Annotated in this window: 14 protein-coding genes; 12 read left to right on the forward strand and 2 right to left on the reverse strand. The window is 62.7% G+C overall.

Features of this window, described 5'->3' with window-relative positions:
- Position 1 precedes the first annotated feature (1 nt).
- The gene (locus D3878_RS23965) at positions 2-169 is read left to right on the forward strand and encodes a hypothetical protein (protein ID WP_199688061.1); all 168 of its coding nucleotides are present in this window, start codon (positions 2-4) and stop codon (positions 167-169) included.
- Positions 170-245: 76 nt separating this feature from the next.
- On the opposite strand, the gene D3878_RS02235 is transcribed toward D3878_RS23965, so the two are convergent.
- Positions 246-890, reverse strand: coding sequence for a Smr/MutS family protein (locus D3878_RS02235; RefSeq protein ID WP_119783991.1), 645 nt, complete (start codon positions 888-890; stop codon positions 246-248).
- 25 nt (positions 891-915) lie between these two features.
- On the reverse strand, positions 916-1,872 hold the full coding sequence (trxB, locus tag D3878_RS02240) for a thioredoxin-disulfide reductase (protein ID WP_119783992.1): 957 nt from the start codon (positions 1,870-1,872) through the stop codon (positions 916-918).
- Positions 1,873-2,004: 132 nt separating this feature from the next.
- Here trxB and D3878_RS02245 point away from each other — a divergent pair, with 132 nt between their 5' ends.
- The 11 genes from D3878_RS02245 (at position 2,005) to D3878_RS02295 (ending at position 15,210) form a co-directional block, all read left to right on the forward strand.
- On the forward strand, positions 2,005-4,341 hold the full coding sequence (locus D3878_RS02245) for a DNA translocase FtsK (protein ID WP_119783993.1): 2,337 nt from the start codon (positions 2,005-2,007) through the stop codon (positions 4,339-4,341).
- A 1-nt stretch (position 4,342) separates the two neighbouring features.
- Positions 4,343-5,053 carry an outer membrane lipoprotein chaperone LolA gene (gene lolA / locus D3878_RS02250; RefSeq protein ID WP_420799469.1) on the forward strand — a complete coding sequence of 237 codons (711 nt, stop codon included), beginning with the start codon at positions 4,343-4,345 and terminating at the stop codon, positions 5,051-5,053.
- On the forward strand, positions 5,054-6,349 hold the full coding sequence (locus tag D3878_RS02255; RefSeq protein ID WP_119783994.1) for a replication-associated recombination protein A: 1,296 nt from the start codon (positions 5,054-5,056) through the stop codon (positions 6,347-6,349).
- 271 nt (positions 6,350-6,620) lie between these two features.
- Positions 6,621-7,400, forward strand: a complete 780-nt coding sequence (locus D3878_RS02260) for an SDR family NAD(P)-dependent oxidoreductase (protein ID WP_119783995.1) — start codon at positions 6,621-6,623, stop codon at positions 7,398-7,400.
- A gap of 70 nt (positions 7,401-7,470) precedes the next feature.
- Positions 7,471-8,445 (forward strand): thiamine pyrophosphate-dependent dehydrogenase E1 component subunit alpha, encoded by a 975-nt coding sequence (locus D3878_RS02265; protein ID WP_119783996.1) that lies wholly within the window; start codon positions 7,471-7,473, stop codon positions 8,443-8,445.
- Positions 8,446-8,448: 3 nt separating this feature from the next.
- Positions 8,449-9,429: an alpha-ketoacid dehydrogenase subunit beta gene (locus tag D3878_RS02270; RefSeq protein WP_119783997.1), complete on the forward strand. Its 981-nt coding sequence runs from the start codon at positions 8,449-8,451 to the stop codon at positions 9,427-9,429.
- 25 nt (positions 9,430-9,454) lie between these two features.
- Positions 9,455-10,798 carry a dihydrolipoamide acetyltransferase family protein gene (locus D3878_RS02275; protein ID WP_119783998.1) on the forward strand — a complete coding sequence of 448 codons (1,344 nt, stop codon included), beginning with the start codon at positions 9,455-9,457 and terminating at the stop codon, positions 10,796-10,798.
- Positions 10,785-11,483, forward strand: a complete 699-nt coding sequence (locus D3878_RS02280) for a TetR/AcrR family transcriptional regulator (RefSeq protein ID WP_158592154.1) — start codon at positions 10,785-10,787, stop codon at positions 11,481-11,483. The genes D3878_RS02275 and D3878_RS02280 overlap by 14 nt, the downstream gene beginning before the upstream one ends.
- A 118-nt stretch (positions 11,484-11,601) precedes the next feature.
- On the forward strand, positions 11,602-12,828 hold the full coding sequence (locus D3878_RS02285; protein ID WP_119784000.1) for an ABC transporter substrate-binding protein: 1,227 nt from the start codon (positions 11,602-11,604) through the stop codon (positions 12,826-12,828).
- Positions 12,829-12,915: 87 nt separating this feature from the next.
- Positions 12,916-13,659 (forward strand): SDR family NAD(P)-dependent oxidoreductase, encoded by a 744-nt coding sequence (locus tag D3878_RS02290; RefSeq protein ID WP_119784001.1) that lies wholly within the window; start codon positions 12,916-12,918, stop codon positions 13,657-13,659.
- A gap of 27 nt (positions 13,660-13,686) precedes the next feature.
- Positions 13,687-15,210, forward strand: coding sequence for a class I adenylate-forming enzyme family protein (locus D3878_RS02295; protein WP_233556202.1), 1,524 nt, complete (start codon positions 13,687-13,689; stop codon positions 15,208-15,210).
- Positions 15,211-15,254 lie beyond the last annotated feature (44 nt).

Below are 15,254 nucleotides of genomic sequence, written 5' to 3' on the forward strand. Positions count from 1 at the left end.
CATGAATGGCAAACGCATTTTCGGTTTGATCACCACGCTGTTCTGGGTGCTGTTTGCGACGCTGATCGCGCTCGACACCCTGCACAGCAGCGGCAGTCGGGGCGAGCCGCCGCCGATTGCGCTTGGCAGCGGCCAGGCCGCCAGCGGCGGGCACTGCTCCGGGCGTTAAATTCATCAGGATGCATTGAAAAAAGGGTTCTCCAATGAAGAACCCTTTTTGTTTGTTGCGACGGCAAGCAGGATCGTCAGATCTGCGCCTTCAGCAACACCACCAGCGCGCCGGCGCCGCCATCGGCCGGCGTCGCCTGGCAAAAGGCAATCACCTCATCCTTTTGCACCAGCCAGTTGCGCACCTTGTTCTTCAGCACCGGTTGCTTGTTGACCGAGCCCAGGCCCTTGCCGTGCACCACGCGCAGGCAGCGCCAGCCGCGCTTGTCGGCCTCGCGTAAAAACTCGCCCAGCGCCTCGCGCGACTCGTCGGTGCGCAAGCCATGCAGGTCCAGTTCGCCCTGGATGACCCAGTGGCCGCGCCGCAGCTTGCGCAGCACGTCGGCGCCGATGCCGGCGCGCGCATAACTCAAGGCCTCGTCGCTTTCGAGCAGGGTCTCGATGCTGAATTCATCCGACAAAGATTCCCTCAGCGCGGCTTCCTCATCGGCCTGATGCTGGCGCGCCACCGGTGGCGGCGGGGCAGGGGCATGGCTGAGCTTGTCTTTGGAAGGCAAGGGCTTGATGTTGTTGCCGATGCTGCGGCGGAACAGGTCGGCTTCGCGCTGCGCTTCCTGCTCGCGGCGCGCGCGTTCGGCAGCTTCCGCCTTGCGCGCTTCTTCCTTTTGCTTGAGTTCCTTGCTCAATGAATTGAGCGCCGCAAAATCCTTGATGGTGGCCATGATGGAACAAACTCGTTGAATGTTATCAGCCTTCCTGGCCTTCCAGGTAGCGCTGCGCGTCCAGCGCCGCCATGCAGCCGGTGCCGGCGCTGGTGATCGCCTGGCGATAGACGTGGTCCTGGACGTCGCCGGCGGCGAATACGCCGGGGATGTTGGTGCCGGTGGCGCCGCCTTCGAGGCCGGTCTTGGTCTTGATGTAGCCGTTGTGCATGTCGATCTGGCCTTCGAAGATCGACGTATTGGGCTTGTGGCCGATGGCGATGAACAGGCCATGCACATTGAATTCGCTGGTGCTGCCTTCGGCAGTGGACTTGATGCGCACGCCGGTCACGCCGGAGGCGTCGCCCAGTACTTCATCCAGGGTATGGTGCCACTTGACCTCGATCTTGCCTTCGGCGACCTTGGCCATCAGGCGGTCGATCAGGATCGGTTCGGCGCGGAACTTGTCACGGCGGTGGATCACGGTAACCTTGCTGGCGATGTTGGACAGGTACAGCGCTTCCTCGACCGCGGTATTGCCGCCGCCGACCACCGCGACGTCGCGGCCGCGGTAGAAAAAGCCGTCGCAGGTGGCGCAGGCCGACACGCCCTTGCCCATGAAGGATTCTTCGGAGGGCAGGCCGAGGTATTGGGCCGAGGCGCCGGTGGCGATGATCAGGGCGTCGCAGGTATAGCTGCCGGCATCGCCGACCAGGCGCAACGGCTTTTCATTCAGATAAGTAGTGTGGATGTGGTCGAACACGATTTCGGTCTGGAAGCGCTCGGCATGCTGCAACAGGCGCTGCATCAGTTCCGGCCCCTGCACGCCCATCGGGTCGCCTGGCCAGTTTTCGACGTCGGTGGTGGTCATCAGCTGGCCGCCTTGCTCGACGCCGGTGACCAGCATCGGCTTGAGGTTGGCGCGCGCGGCATACACGGCGGCGCTGTAGCCGGCCGGGCCGGAACCGAGAATCAGGACTTTGGCGTGTTTGGAGGTGGTCATAAGCTGGATTCGGAAGAGAGTTTGTGGACGAATGCGCGCGCAAGGGGCAAAATTTCCACGGCAGCCGGATTATTCGGCCTTGCGCAAGGTAAACTAAACAGGATTATAGTCGATGCGCCAGCAAGCTGATTTATGACGAGAACCGCCCAAGCCTATACCCGCAATACCGCGCCCGCCGAGCCGCCCGAGCCCAGCCGCCTGGTGCGCCTGCTGTCCGAGGCGCGCTGGATTGCGCTGTCCGGCCTGTCGGTCTACCTGGTCATGATTTTATCCAGCTATTCGCGGCTCGATCCCGGCTGGTCGCATGCCAACGCGGCGGCACGCCTGCACAACTGGGGCGGCCACCTCGGCGCCTGGCTGGCCGATGTGATGTTGTTCGTGTTCGGCGTGTCGGCCTGGTGGTGGTGCGTGATGGTGTTGTGGACGGTCTGGGGCGGCTACCGCCGCCTCTCGCAACGCTACCTGTTGCGCCAGGAACCCGCGCCCATGCAGCGCCATGAAGGCTGGGTGCGCGGCATCGGCTTCGTGCTGCTGCTGACGGGCAGCGTGGCGATCGAATACCTGCGCATGTATTCCCTGAAGGCGGAATTGCCGCGTGCGCCGGGCGGCGTGCTGGGCGAGGTGCTGGGTGCGGCCGCCTACAATGCCTTCGGCTTCACCGGCGCCACGCTGCTCTTGCTGCTGGTGTTCGGGGTCGGCTTCAGCCTGCTGTTCCAGGTGTCGTGGCTGACGCTGGCCGAGAAGATCGGCGGCGGCATCGAATGGTCGATTGCCGCCATCCGCAACCTGAATGCCGCGCGCGAAGACCGCAAGCTGGGCCAGGAAGCCGCAGTCAAGCGGGAAGTGGCGGTGGTGCAGGAACGCGCCAAGATCGAAGTGGCGCCGCCGATCCGCATCGAGCCGCAAGTGGTGGCGGTGCCGAAATCGGAACGGGTGGAAAAGGAAAGGCAGGTGTCGCTGTTTGCCGACATGCGCGACACCAACCTGCCGCCGCTGTCCTTGCTGGACGATGCGCCGCCGTCGCAGGAAACCGTCAGCGTCGAGACGCTGGAATTCACCAGCCGCCTGATCGAGAAAAAGCTTTCCGACTTCGGCGTCGAGGCCAAGGTGGTGGCGGCTTATCCCGGTCCGGTGATCACCCGCTACGAAATCGAGCCGGCCACGGGCGTGAAGGGTAGCCAGATCGTCAACCTGGCGCGCGACCTGGCACGTTCGCTGTCGCTGACCTCGATTCGTGTGGTCGAGACCATCCCGGGCAAGAATTACATGGGGCTGGAGTTGCCCAACCCGAAGCGCCAGATCGTCCGCCTGACCGAGATCCTCGGCTCCAAAGTCTACAATGACAGCACCTCCAGCCTGACGGTCGCGCTCGGCAAGGATATTGCCGGCAACCCCGTTACTGCCGACCTTGCCAAGATGCCGCACTTGCTGGTGGCCGGTACTACCGGCTCGGGCAAGTCGGTGGGCATCAATGCCACCATCCTGTCGCTGCTCTACAAGGCTGATCCGAACAATGTGCGGCTGATCCTGATCGATCCCAAGATGCTGGAAATGTCGGTGTATGAAGGCATTCCGCACCTGCTGGCGCCGGTCGTCACCGACATGCGCCAGGCCGGCCACGCGCTGAACTGGGCGGTAGGCGAAATGGAGCGGCGCTACAAGCTCATGAGCAAGCTCGGCGTGCGCAACCTGGCTGGCTACAACAACAAGATTGCCGATGCGGACAAAAAGGAAGAAAAGATTCCCAATCCTTTCAGCCTGACGCCGGACGCCCCCGAGCCGCTGGAAAAACTGCCGACCATCGTCATCATCATCGACGAATTGGCCGACCTGATGATGGTAGTTGGCAAGAAGGTCGAAGAACTGATCGCCCGTATCGCACAAAAGGCGCGCGCCGCCGGCATCCATCTGATCCTCGCCACGCAGCGGCCGTCGGTGGACGTCATCACCGGCCTGATCAAGGCCAACATCCCGACCCGCATCGCCTTCCAGGTCAGCAGCAAGATCGACTCGCGCACCATCCTCGACCAGATGGGTGCGGAAGCCTTGCTGGGCATGGGCGATATGCTGTACATGCCGCCTGGTACCGGCTTGCCGGTGCGTGTGCATGGCGCCTTCGTCTCCGACGAGGAAGTGCACCGGGTGGTCACGCACCTGAAAGAGCAGGGCGAGCCGAATTACATCGAAGGCATCCTGGAAGGCGGCTCGCTTGATGAGGGCGGCGAGGGCGGAGCGCTCGGCGGCGAAGGCGCAGGCGGCGGCGAAGCCGATGCGCTGTACGACCAGGCCGTCGCCGTGGTCCTGAAAAACCGCCGGGCTTCGATCTCGCTCGTGCAGCGTCACCTGCGCATCGGCTACAATCGGGCTGCACGCCTGCTCGAACAGATGGAGCAGAGCGGCCTGGTGTCAACCATGCAATCCAATGGCAATCGGGAAATCATGGTGCCAGCGGGTAATGCAAGCGAATAGGATGATTATTTTGAAATTGATGGAAGAAATGCGGGAAGAAATGCGGCAACAAAAGCGCCTGGCGGGCGTGAGCCTGGCCGCATGGCGCGCGCTGCTGTGCGCCGGCGCGGCGGCGGTCGCCCTGCTGCCGGGCCTCGCAGCGGCCTCTGCGCTGGAACAGTTCAAATCCTTTGTCGCCACCACCAAGTCGGCGCAAGGCGAGTTTTCCCAGCGATTGGTGAAGGCTGACAAGGATGGCAAGCCAAGGGTGTCGCAGGAATCGACCGGCACCTTCACTTTCGCCCGTCCCGGCAAGTTTGTCTGGCTGTACCAGAAGCCCTACGAGCAATTGCTGCAAGCCGATGGCGAAAAACTCTATATTTACGACCGCGACCTGAACCAGGTCACGGTCAGGAAGCTGGGTAACGCGCTGGGTTCCTCGCCGGCGGCGATCCTGTTCGGCAGCAACGACCTGGAAAAGAATTTCGTCCTGAAAGAAGGCGGCAGCAAGGATGGCCTGGAATGGCTGCAAGCCACGCCGATGGCCAAGGACACCACCTTCGACCAGATTGGCATCGGCCTGAAGAACGGTGTGCCGCAGGCCATGGAATTGCGTGATTCCTTCGGCCAGGTGTCGCTGCTGACCTTCAAGAAATTCGAGAGGAATCCGCCGCTCAAGCCGGGCCAGTTCAAGTTCGTCGCGCCCAAGGGCGCCGACGTCTTCGAGCAGTAAATGTCTTCCATTCCACTTGCCGAGCGCCTGCGTCCGCAGGCGCTCGATGACGTCATCGGCCAGCAGCATCTGCTCGGTCCCGGTAAGCCGCTGCGCGTGGCGTTCGAATCGGGCGAGCCGCATTCGATGATCCTGTGGGGGCCGCCGGGCGTCGGCAAGACCACGCTGGCGCGCCTGATGGCGCAAAGCTTCAATGCTGAATTCATCGCCTTGTCGGCGGTGCTCTCGGGTGTCAAGGAAATCCGCGAAGCGGTCGAGCGGGCGCAAGTCGTGCGCGCCAATTCCGGCCGTCGCACCATCCTGTTCGTCGACGAGGTGCACCGCTTTAACAAGAGCCAGCAGGATGCCTTCCTGCCGCATGTCGAAAGCGGGCTGTTTACCTTCATTGGTGCCACCACCGAAAACCCGTCCTTCGAAGTCAACAGCGCCTTGCTGTCGCGCGCGGCCGTTTACGTGCTGAAGTCGCTGACCGAAGAAGACCTGGATGCGCTGGTGGACCGCGCCTGCATCGAGGAACTCGAAGGCCTGGATATCGATCCGCAAGCCAAGGCCATGCTGGTGGCCAGCGCCGATGGCGACGGCAGGAAACTCCTGAACAACCTCGAAATCGTCTTCCGCGCCGCCACTGCCAAGGGGCAGGAAGAAGTCAACCAGGCGCTGCTGGCCGAATGCCTGGGCGACGCCCTGCGGCGTTTCGACAAGGGCGGCGACGCCTTCTACGACCAGATCTCGGCGCTGCACAAGTCGGTGCGCGGCTCCAACCCGGACGCGGCGCTGTACTGGCTGGTGAGGATGCTCGACGGCGGCACCGATCCGCGCTACCTGTCGCGCCGGCTGGTGCGCATGGCCACCGAGGATATCGGCCTGGCCGACCCGCGCGCCCTGCGCATCACGCTTGACGCCGCTGAAACCTATGAGCGGCTTGGTTCTCCTGAAGGCGAGCTGGCGCTGGCCGAGGCAGTGATCTTCCTCGCCTGCGCCGCCAAGTCGAACGCTGTCTACAAGGCCTACAACGCCGCGCGCGCCTTCGTTGCCAAGGACAAGTCACGCGGCGTGCCGGAACATTTGCGCAATGCGCCGACCAAGCTGATGAAAGAACTTGGCTACGGCAAGCTGTACCGCTACGCCCACGACGAGCCGGGTGCCTATGCGGCCGGCGAGACCTACCTGCCGGAAGGCATGGCCGAGCCGCACTGGTACCAGCCGGTGCCGCGCGGCATGGAAGGCAAGATCGGCGAGAAGCTGGCTTACCTGAAGTCGCTGGATGAGGCGGCATGGAAGAAAGACCGTAAATAGCGTCCGCGCGCGTTGCTCCCAAGCCTCTATCATTCGGAACGGCTGCCGTTCGCACTGATCTCCTGCAAAATTATCATCGGGAAAAAATATAAATAATCCCCGAATTGGCGCTGTATATCCCGCACTCCTAACCGGTCTTCTCAATTGAGAAAACCGGTTTTTTTATCGTTAAGCCGCCTTGACACGGCGAAGTCCTTGCTTTAAATTACGAATATCGAATTACGAATCGAGATTCGTAATTCGTAAATAAACAAAACAATGGAGACATGATATGCCCGGAGCGGAGAAGCCGATCGTCGTCATTACTGGCGGAGCAAGCGGCATTGGCGCCAGTTGCGCCGAGCTGCTGGCCAATGAGGGTTATCAGGTAGTGCTTGCCGATGTGCAGATCGACCTGGCGCAGGACGTGGCTGCGCGCATCGGCGCCCAAGCCTATGCATTTGACGCCACCGACGAGCGCAGCATCCGCGACCTGGCGCGCCGGGTCGAGAGCGAAGTCGGCCCCGTGTATGGCCTCGTCAACAGCGCCGGCATAACCCAGAAACCGCTGCCGCCCGAACACTTGGATATGGCGCAGTGGGACCGTGTGCAGAGCATCGACTTTCGCGGCACCTATGTCGCCGCACTGGCTTTTTCCGAAGGCATGCGCAGCCGCAAGCGCGGCGCCATTGTCAATATTTCTTCCATCGCCGGGTCCAGCTCCATGCCCTTGCATTCCTATGCGCCCGCCAAGGCCGCGGTCATCAGCATGACGCAATGCCTGGCGGCGGAGTGGGGACCATCCGGCATCCGCGTCAATGCCGTCGCCCCGGGTTACACCCTGACGCCCATGCTCCAGGAAGCGATCGATCGTGGCGAGCGCGAAGTCAGCGGTGCCCTGCAAAATACGCCGCTGGGGCGACTGGTGCTGCCGTCCCAGGTGGCCGATGCGGTGAGCTTCCTGCTGTCGCAACGCGCCAGTGCCATTACCGGCGTCAATCTGCCGGTCGATGGCGGCTGGCTGGTGGGCTGCAGTTGGGACATGTACGGCGGTTTGCGGCAGCCCGCATGAGGGCTGCCTGAAAACTTTACGAATTTTTACGAATGAAAACCAACATCAGAGCGCAAGCTTGTCAAAGCCAATGACTAAAAATAAAGACAGCCAGTTGCTGCTGTCCCTGTACCGGACCATGCGTCTGATCCGGGTCGCGGAAAGCAGCCTGATCAAATTGTTTGCAGATAGCGAAATTCCCGGCTTCATCCACTTAAGCATCGGCCAGGAGGCGGTCGCCGCCGGCGTGATGGCTGCCCTAGAAGAGCGCGATACTGTCGCGACGAATCACCGGGGGCATGGCCATGTGCTCGCGCGCGGCATGGAGCTCGACCTGTTCTTCAAGGAGTTGATGGGCAAGGACGGCGGCATCTGCCGCGGCCGCGGCGGCTCCATGCACGTGGCCGACAGGAGCAAGGGCATCCTCGGCGCCAATGGCATCGTCGGCGCCGGTATCCCGATTGCCCTGGGCAGCGCGCTGGCGCATTCGGTGCGCGGCACCGGTGGCGTTGCGGTAGCGTTCTTCGGCGACGGCGCGATGGCTGAGGGCGTGCTGCATGAAAGCCTGAACATGGCGGCGCTGTGGAAATTGCCGATGCTGTTCGTCTGCGAACACAATGGCTGGTCCGAATTTTCGCAAACAAAGGAACAGTTCGTCGCCGAGCTGGCCGATCTGGCGCGCGCTTTCGGCATCCAGCATGTGCAGGTGGACGGTAACAATGTCGAGGAAGTGGCATTGGCAGCGCAGCAACTGACAAGCCAGGCGCGCGCCGGCGGGCCGCGTATTCTCGAATGCAAAACGCACCGGATACGCGGACACTTCGAGGGCGATTCGCAGAAATACCGAAACGCCGAGGAATTGATCGCGGCCGACGACTGCGATCCGCTCATATTCGCCCGCGCCATGATCGAACAGTGCGGCGTGGCGCCTGCAGCCGTCGACGGGATCGATGCCGAAGTCGAGGCCCAGGTGGCAGCGTCGGTGCTTGCCGGCCGCGCCGACAGGCAACCGGATTTTGCGCAGGCTTTTGCGGACGTCTATACGGCCACTGCGGCACAAGGATAAAAAATGGCTGAAATTCGTTATATGGAAGCGATCAATCGGGCGCTGCAGGATGGCATGGCGGCCGACGAAAACGTGATCGTAATGGGCGAGGATGTTGCGCGCGCCGGCGGCTCTTTCAAGGCGACGCGCGGCTTGCTGGACAAGTTTGGCGCACGCCGTGTGATCGATACGCCGATTGCCGAATCGACGATTGTTTCGGCGGCCGTGGGGGCTGCCATGACCGGGCTGAAGCCAGTGGTCGAAATCATGTTCATGGATTTCATCACCCTGGCGATGGATGCCATGGTGAACCAGGCGGCCAAGGCCCGCTTCATGTTCGGCGGACAATTCAATGTGCCGATGGTATTGCGTACTCCGCATGGCGGCGGGCTGAATGCCGGCCCGCAGCATTCGCAATGCCTGGAAGCCTGGTTCGCCCATGTGCCGGGCCTGAAGGTGGTTTGCCCGTCGAATCCCCAGGATGCCTACAGCCTCCTGCGCGCAGCGATCAGCGATCCGGATCCGGTGGTGTTCATCGAGCACAAGGCCTTGTACGGCAAGCGCGGCGAAGTCGATACCGCGATCGGCGCGCAGATCGGCAAGGCCAGGATCGCGCGGCCCGGGCGCGACGTCACCATCGTCACCTACGGCAATACCGTGCACGCCTCGCTGCAGGCGGCAGCGCAGCTCGCCGGCGAGAATATCGAAGTCGAAGTGATCGACCTGCGTTCGCTGCAGCCCTGGGACGAGCAAGCCGTGTACGAATCCGTGTCGCGTACCCATCGCGTGGTGGTGGTGCACGAGGCAGTCAAGTCCTTCGGCAGCGGCGCAGAAATCGCCGCCAGCATCACGGAAAACGTCTTCTACGAACTGGATGCGCCGGTCATGCGGGTCGGCTCGCCCTTCATGCCGGTGCCCTTCGCCACGTCGCTGGAAGCCCAGTACGTAATCAAGCCCGCCGACATCGCCGACGCCGTGCGCGTCACCATGGCGGGCGGGCGCTAGGCGCGGATCTCACTCAGGAAAGCTTATGAAACGCAAATTACTGATGCCGAAACTGGGCCTGACCATGACCGAAGGGGTGGTCGCCGAGTGGTCGATCCAGCCCGGCGCCGCCTTCAAGACCGACGATACCCTGTTCGTGGTGGAGACCGACAAGGTCGCCAACGAGATGCCGGCCGAGGCCGATGGCGTGTTGAGCGAAATCGTCGCCGCGGTCGGTCAGACGGTCGCCGTGGGGGAGATCATCGGCTACTGGGATGACGGCGCCGCCGGCGAGGAAAGTGCCGCACCAGCGGACGCAGCGGCCGTGACGGCGCCGCAAGCACTGGCAGTGCAGGCTTCGGGACAACAGGCGGCGGGATCGCAAGCGCCGGCGGCGGCCGTTGCCGCTGCACCGGCTGGCCGCGTGCGTTCGTCGCCGATGGCGCGGCGCATCGCCGCCATGGAAAATGTCGACCTTGCTGTCGTGCCGGGCTCCGGCCCTCGCAGCGCGGTGCGGGCGCAGGACGTGCGGGATTACCTGGAGGCGCGCGCGGGTGCGGCTGCCGCAATGGCCGCAGCGCCGGCTCCTGCAGCGTCGGCTCCGGCTCTGCCAGCGGCAGCGCGCATTGGCGCAGCTGTGGCCTGTCCCGCCGGAGAGGGCGCGATCGACGCCGGCATACGCAGCAAGCCCAGCCTGGTGCAGGCGGCGACGGCGCGGCGCCTCATCGCAGTCAAGCAGCAGGTGCCGCATTTCTACCTGGCGGTGGAGGCGGAAGTGTCGAAGCTATTGGCCTTGCGCGCCGAAATCAACGCGCAGGATCCGGTGGTGCGCCTGACCATCAATCATTTCGTCGTGGCTGCGGTCGGTCGCGCGCTGGTCGATCTGCCCGAGGCCAATGCCGTGTGGGCGGATGGCGACATCCTGCGTTTTCATAGCGCCGACGTCGGCGTGGCCGTCAATTCCGAGCGCGGCCTGTTCGTGCCGGTGTTGCGCGATGCCGGCAGGCTTGGTTTGAACGCCCTGGCGCTGGCCGGCAACCGCCTGGTCGAACGCGCCCGCGCCGGCGCGCTGACGGCGCCGGAAATGCAGGGTGGCGCGATCACCGTTTCCAATGCCGGCATGTTCAACGTTAAGTTCATGACGCCGATTATCAATCCCGGCCAAGCCATGATCCTTGGCGTGGGCAGCATCAGCAAGCAGTTCCGCCCCGATGCGGAAGGGCGTCCGGCACTGACGCAGGAAATGGGGCTGGTGCTGGCCGGCGACCATCGCCTGCTGGATGGCGTGTCCGGCCTGCGTTTCCTGAGCCGCGTCACGCATTACCTCGAACAGCCGCTGCAACTCTTGCTCGGCCATGCCGGCGCGAAAGGAGCGCATGATGGAAACTAAATTGGCGGAAAAGACGGCTGGCGCCGGCGTCAAGGCGCCGCGCGGCAGGCGCCGTATCGAGAAGTCGGAACAGACTCGCGAGGCGCTGTTGCAGGCCGCCGCAGAAGTGGTGGGCGAGAAAGGCTTCGCCAATGCCTCGATCACGCTGATCACCCAGAAGGCAGGCGTCGGCCAGGGAACTTTTTACAATTACTTCAATTCGCGTCAGGAAATCCTTGACGAGCTGATGCCGGCGGTCGGCCGCAACCTTTTGGCGTACGTCAAGGGCAAACTGACTGGTGGCCACAGCTTTGCAGAACTGGAAGAACAGCAATTTCGCGCTTTCTTTTCCTTCCTGCAGATTGCGCCGAAATTTTTCCGCATCCTGAACGAAGCCTACCTCTTTTCGCCTGAGGGGCATGATGCGCACATGAAAAACGTGTTCGATAACTACATGCGTTTTTTGCTGCGTTCGCATGCCAGCGGCGAATTCCCCGGATACGAGCCGCGCGAGCTGGAAGTGATCGCGCAAATCCTGATGGCAGCGCGTGATTACCTTGCCGTCAACTATACGCACGAGGAAGGCGGTGCGCCGAAATTGCCGGATTTTGTTGCGGATACTTATATGAAATTCGTCCGCTACGGGCTGGAAGGTGTGCCGCCGCAAGCGCAGCCGAAGAAGCGGGGCGAGGGCAGAAAGGAATGATGCCATGCTGCCGGATGCCAGCTTGCGCAAGCGGCAGGCATTCCGGGAGTTGGCGCAGTGAGGCTAGAGCAAGCAGTGCCGCCGGCAGTACGGCGTATTTCAATAAATGGAGACAGCAATGAAACAGACAAGCAAATTCAGCCGCAAGGCAATCACCCTGGCGACTGCAGCCGCATGCGCGATGGGGCTGGGCGCGCCGGCCGCGGCGCAGATTTCCGGCGACACCGTCAAGATCGGCATGCTGACCGACATGTCGGGCGTGTATGCCGACATTTCCGGCCAGGGCGGCATCGAGGCCATCAAGATGGCGATCGCCGACATGGGCGGCGCCATCAACGGCAAGAAAATCGAGATGGTGTATGCCGACCACCTGCACAAGGCCGATATCGGCTCCAGCAAGGCGCGCGAATGGGTGGATCGCGACGGCGTCGACTTGCTGATGGCGGGTGCGAACTCGGCCGTGATGCTGGCGATGGGAAAAATTGCCGCAGAAAAGAAAAAGGTCTTCATCATCCCCGCTACCGGTACCGGCCGCATCACCAATGAAGACTGCAATCCCTACATGGTGCACTACGGCTACGACACCGTGTCGGCGGCCAGGGCCACCACGGCGGCAGTGATGAAGCAGGGCGGCAAGAGCTGGTACTACCTGACCGCCGACTACGTGTTCGGCCTGTCGCTCGAAGGCGATTCCGCCAAGGTAGTCAAGGCCAATGGTGGCACGGTGGCCGGCGCGGCGCGCCATCCGCTCAATGCCTCGGATTTCTCATCTTTCCTGATGCAGGCGCAGTCGTCGAAGGCGCAGGTGCTGGGCTTTGCCAATGCCAGCAATGACTTGATCAGCGCCATCAAGAGTGCCAACGAATTCGGCGTCAACAAGTCCATGAAGCTGGCGGTGCTGTTCATGTTTATTACCGACGTGCACGCGCTGGGCCTGCAGCAGACCCAGGGCCTGTATGCCACCGACAGCTGGTACTGGGACCAGAGCCCGGAATCGCGCGCCTGGTCCAAGCGTTACTTCGCCGTGATGAAGCGCATGCCGACCGCCCTGCATGCCTCGACCTATTCGGCCGCCATGACGTACCTGAAAGCGGTCAAGACGCTCGGCGCCGACGATAGCGACAAGATCATGGCGTACCTGAAGAAAACCCCGGTCAACGACATGTACACCAGCAACGCGACGATCCGAGAAGATGGCCGCCTGATGAGCGACATGAAGCTGATCCAGGTGAAGACCCCGGCCGAATCGAAGGCGCCGTGGGATTACTACAAGATCGTGCAGACGATTCCCGCAGCGGACGCCTTCACCACCAAGGCCGAATCCAAGTGCACCATGTGGAAGTAAATTGAGGCAGGTGTGAGGCCTGGAGTTTCCCTTGCCGTACGTGGTTGCGGCCGGCAAGGGCAGGTTGAAAAGAATGGAGCATAAAAAATGTCGGACCTGATGGGTATTTCAATGGAGTCCAGCCGCGTCGCCATCGTCGGCGTCGGCGGCATCGGCGAACCTTGTGCGGATATTTGCGCCCAGTTGGGCGCGCACCTGATACTGGCGGACCGCGCGGCGCCGCAGGCCAGCGCCGCGCGGATTCGGGGTCAATACGGGACGCAGGTGGATGCGCATGCGCTGGACATGGGGTCGGTCGAAGACGTCAAGCGCTTTTGCAGCGCAATCGGCGACGTCGATGCACTGATCGTCACTGCGGCGATATTGCCGGAAGAGCGCGAGCTGGAACCGGGCAGCCCGGAATGGGAAGACAGTTTTCAGCGCGTCTATAACATCAACCTGCGCGGGCCGATGTTGCTGGCGCAACTGGCAATGCAGAAAATGATCGAAAGAAAAACCGGTCGCATTGTCCTCCTTGGCTCGCTGGCCGGCCGCAGCGGCGGCTTGCTGTCGGGCGCGCAGTATGCGAGCAGCAAGGGCGCGCTGCATACGCTGGTGCGCTGGCTGGCCTTGCGCGCCGCTTCGCACGGCGTTAGCGTCAACGGCCTGGCGCCGGGCGCAACGGCCACGCCGATGCTGCATAATGAAGTGGTCGATACGCGCAAGATTCCGGCGGGCCGCCTGGCGCAGCCGCTGGAAATCGCCCGCGTCGCGGCCTTTCTCGCCAGCCCTGCGGCCAGCTACATGCATGGCGCGGTGGTCGATGTCAACGGCGGCGCCTGCTTCAGTTGACCTAATTTATTCATCAGGATGCAAGCAATGGAATCGAGAGAATTGATCAGGGAAGCCGGCGCCGGTCCGGTGATGGGCGAGCTGTTCCGCTTGCGCGCCATGGCGCGCGGCGAACGCATTGCGGTCCAGGACGAGCGGCGCGCACTGAGCTACACGCAGCTCAACGAACGCGTCAATCGCCTGGCAAATGCTCTGCTCGGCAGCGGGCTGCAGCGCGGCGACCGGGTCGCCATCATGTCGGAGAACCGCGCCGAATACCTCGAAGCGCAACTGGCCTGCGCCAAGATCGGCGCCATCGCCGCTTGCCAGAACTGGCGCCAGTCGGATGCCGAGCTGAGTCATTGCATCAGCCTGGTCAGCCCGCGCCTGCTCATCCACTCGGAGCGCCACGGCCCGGCCATCGCCCGGCTGAACCTGGCGATCCCGCAGAGCATCGTGTTCGGCGACGCCTACGAAACCCTGCTGCAGCAAGCCAGCGAGATCGAGCCGGCGGCGCAGGTGCATCCGGAAGACGGTTTGCTGATTCTCTACACCAGCGGCACCACCGGCTTTCCCAAGGGCGCGCTCATCAGTCATCGCGCCATGATCGCCCGCGCCGCGCTGATGTTTGCCGACTGGAGCCTGACGTCCGACGAAACCTATGTGGCGTGGTCGCCGCTGTTCCACCTGTCCGGCGCCGACCTCTCGCTGGCGTCGCTGCTGCAGGGCGGCAAGGTGCGCATCATCGACGGCTTTAACCAGCAGCAGGTCGGCGATACCATCGCCACCGAAAAGATCAACTGGCTGATCATGGTGCCGGGCATGATCGAGCGCACCATGGCCGAGGTCAGGGAGCGCAAGATTGTCCCGAAGGGCATCAAGCTGATCGGTTCGATGGCCGACCTGCTGCAGCCGCAACTGATCGCCGAGCTGACCACGCTCTTGCAGGCGCCTTTCCTGAACAGTTTCGGCGCCACCGAAACCGGCATGGCGCCGGCCAGCAAGTCATTGATCCCGGTCGGCCACGCGCCCACCGGCTTCGACAAGGAGCAAAGCTCGTTTTGCCAGGTGCGCCTGGTCGACGACGACGACCGCGAAGTGGCGACCGGCGAAGTCGGCGAGATGAGCCTGCGCAGCGCCACGCTGTTCAGCGGTTACTGGAATGCGGAAGAAACCAACCTCAAGGATTTTCGCAACGGCTGGTTCCATATGGGCGACATGTTCCGCCGCAATGCAGACGGCACCCTTGCGTTTGTCGACCGCAAAAAATACATGATCAAGTCCGGCGGCGAAAATGTCTATCCGGCCGAGATCGAAAAGGTGCTCCTGACAAGCGAGCGCATCGCCGAAGTCGCCGTGGTCAGGAAACCGGACAGCAAATGGGGCGAGGTGCCGGCCGCTTTCGTGGTGCGTCGCGATGCCTCGCTGACGGAGGAAGATGTGATCGCCCTGTGCCGCAACGCCATCGCCGGCTACAAGATCCCGAAAACTGTGCGGTTTGTCGACGCTGCCGATATTCCGCGCAGCGAAACCGGCAAGGTCAAGCGTCACGAGCTGGAAAAATTGCTGTGACAGGAGGGCATGTGGGCGACATGCCGAACACCGGGAACAGAAAC

Origin of the sequence: Noviherbaspirillum sedimenti, from assembly GCF_003590835.1 — a bacterium.
GTDB lineage: Bacteria > Pseudomonadota > Gammaproteobacteria > Burkholderiales > Burkholderiaceae_D > Paucimonas > Paucimonas sedimenti.

Excerpts from the sequence above, each read along its gene's own strand:
- D3878_RS02235 (WP_119783991.1), bottom strand. The coding sequence starts at position 890 with ATGGCCACCATCAAGGATTTTGCGGCGCTCAATTCATTGAGCAAGGAA.
- D3878_RS02275 (WP_119783998.1), top strand. The coding sequence starts at position 9,455 with ATGAAACGCAAATTACTGATGCCGAAACTGGGCCTGACCATGACCGAA.
- D3878_RS02265 (WP_119783996.1), top strand. The coding sequence starts at position 7,471 with ATGACTAAAAATAAAGACAGCCAGTTGCTGCTGTCCCTGTACCGGACC.
- D3878_RS02270 (WP_119783997.1), top strand. The coding sequence starts at position 8,449 with ATGGCTGAAATTCGTTATATGGAAGCGATCAATCGGGCGCTGCAGGAT.
- lolA (WP_420799469.1), top strand. The coding sequence starts at position 4,343 with ATGATTATTTTGAAATTGATGGAAGAAATGCGGGAAGAAATGCGGCAA.
- D3878_RS02260 (WP_119783995.1), top strand. The coding sequence starts at position 6,621 with ATGCCCGGAGCGGAGAAGCCGATCGTCGTCATTACTGGCGGAGCAAGC.
- D3878_RS02245 (WP_119783993.1), top strand. The coding sequence starts at position 2,005 with ATGACGAGAACCGCCCAAGCCTATACCCGCAATACCGCGCCCGCCGAG.
- D3878_RS02285 (WP_119784000.1), top strand. The coding sequence starts at position 11,602 with ATGAAACAGACAAGCAAATTCAGCCGCAAGGCAATCACCCTGGCGACT.
- D3878_RS02255 (WP_119783994.1), top strand. The coding sequence starts at position 5,054 with ATGTCTTCCATTCCACTTGCCGAGCGCCTGCGTCCGCAGGCGCTCGAT.
- D3878_RS02280 (WP_158592154.1), top strand. The coding sequence starts at position 10,785 with ATGATGGAAACTAAATTGGCGGAAAAGACGGCTGGCGCCGGCGTCAAG.
- D3878_RS02290 (WP_119784001.1), top strand. The coding sequence starts at position 12,916 with ATGTCGGACCTGATGGGTATTTCAATGGAGTCCAGCCGCGTCGCCATC.
- D3878_RS23965 (WP_199688061.1), top strand. The coding sequence starts at position 2 with ATGAATGGCAAACGCATTTTCGGTTTGATCACCACGCTGTTCTGGGTG.
- D3878_RS02295 (WP_233556202.1), top strand. The coding sequence starts at position 13,687 with ATGGAATCGAGAGAATTGATCAGGGAAGCCGGCGCCGGTCCGGTGATG.
- trxB (WP_119783992.1), bottom strand. The coding sequence starts at position 1,872 with ATGACCACCTCCAAACACGCCAAAGTCCTGATTCTCGGTTCCGGCCCG.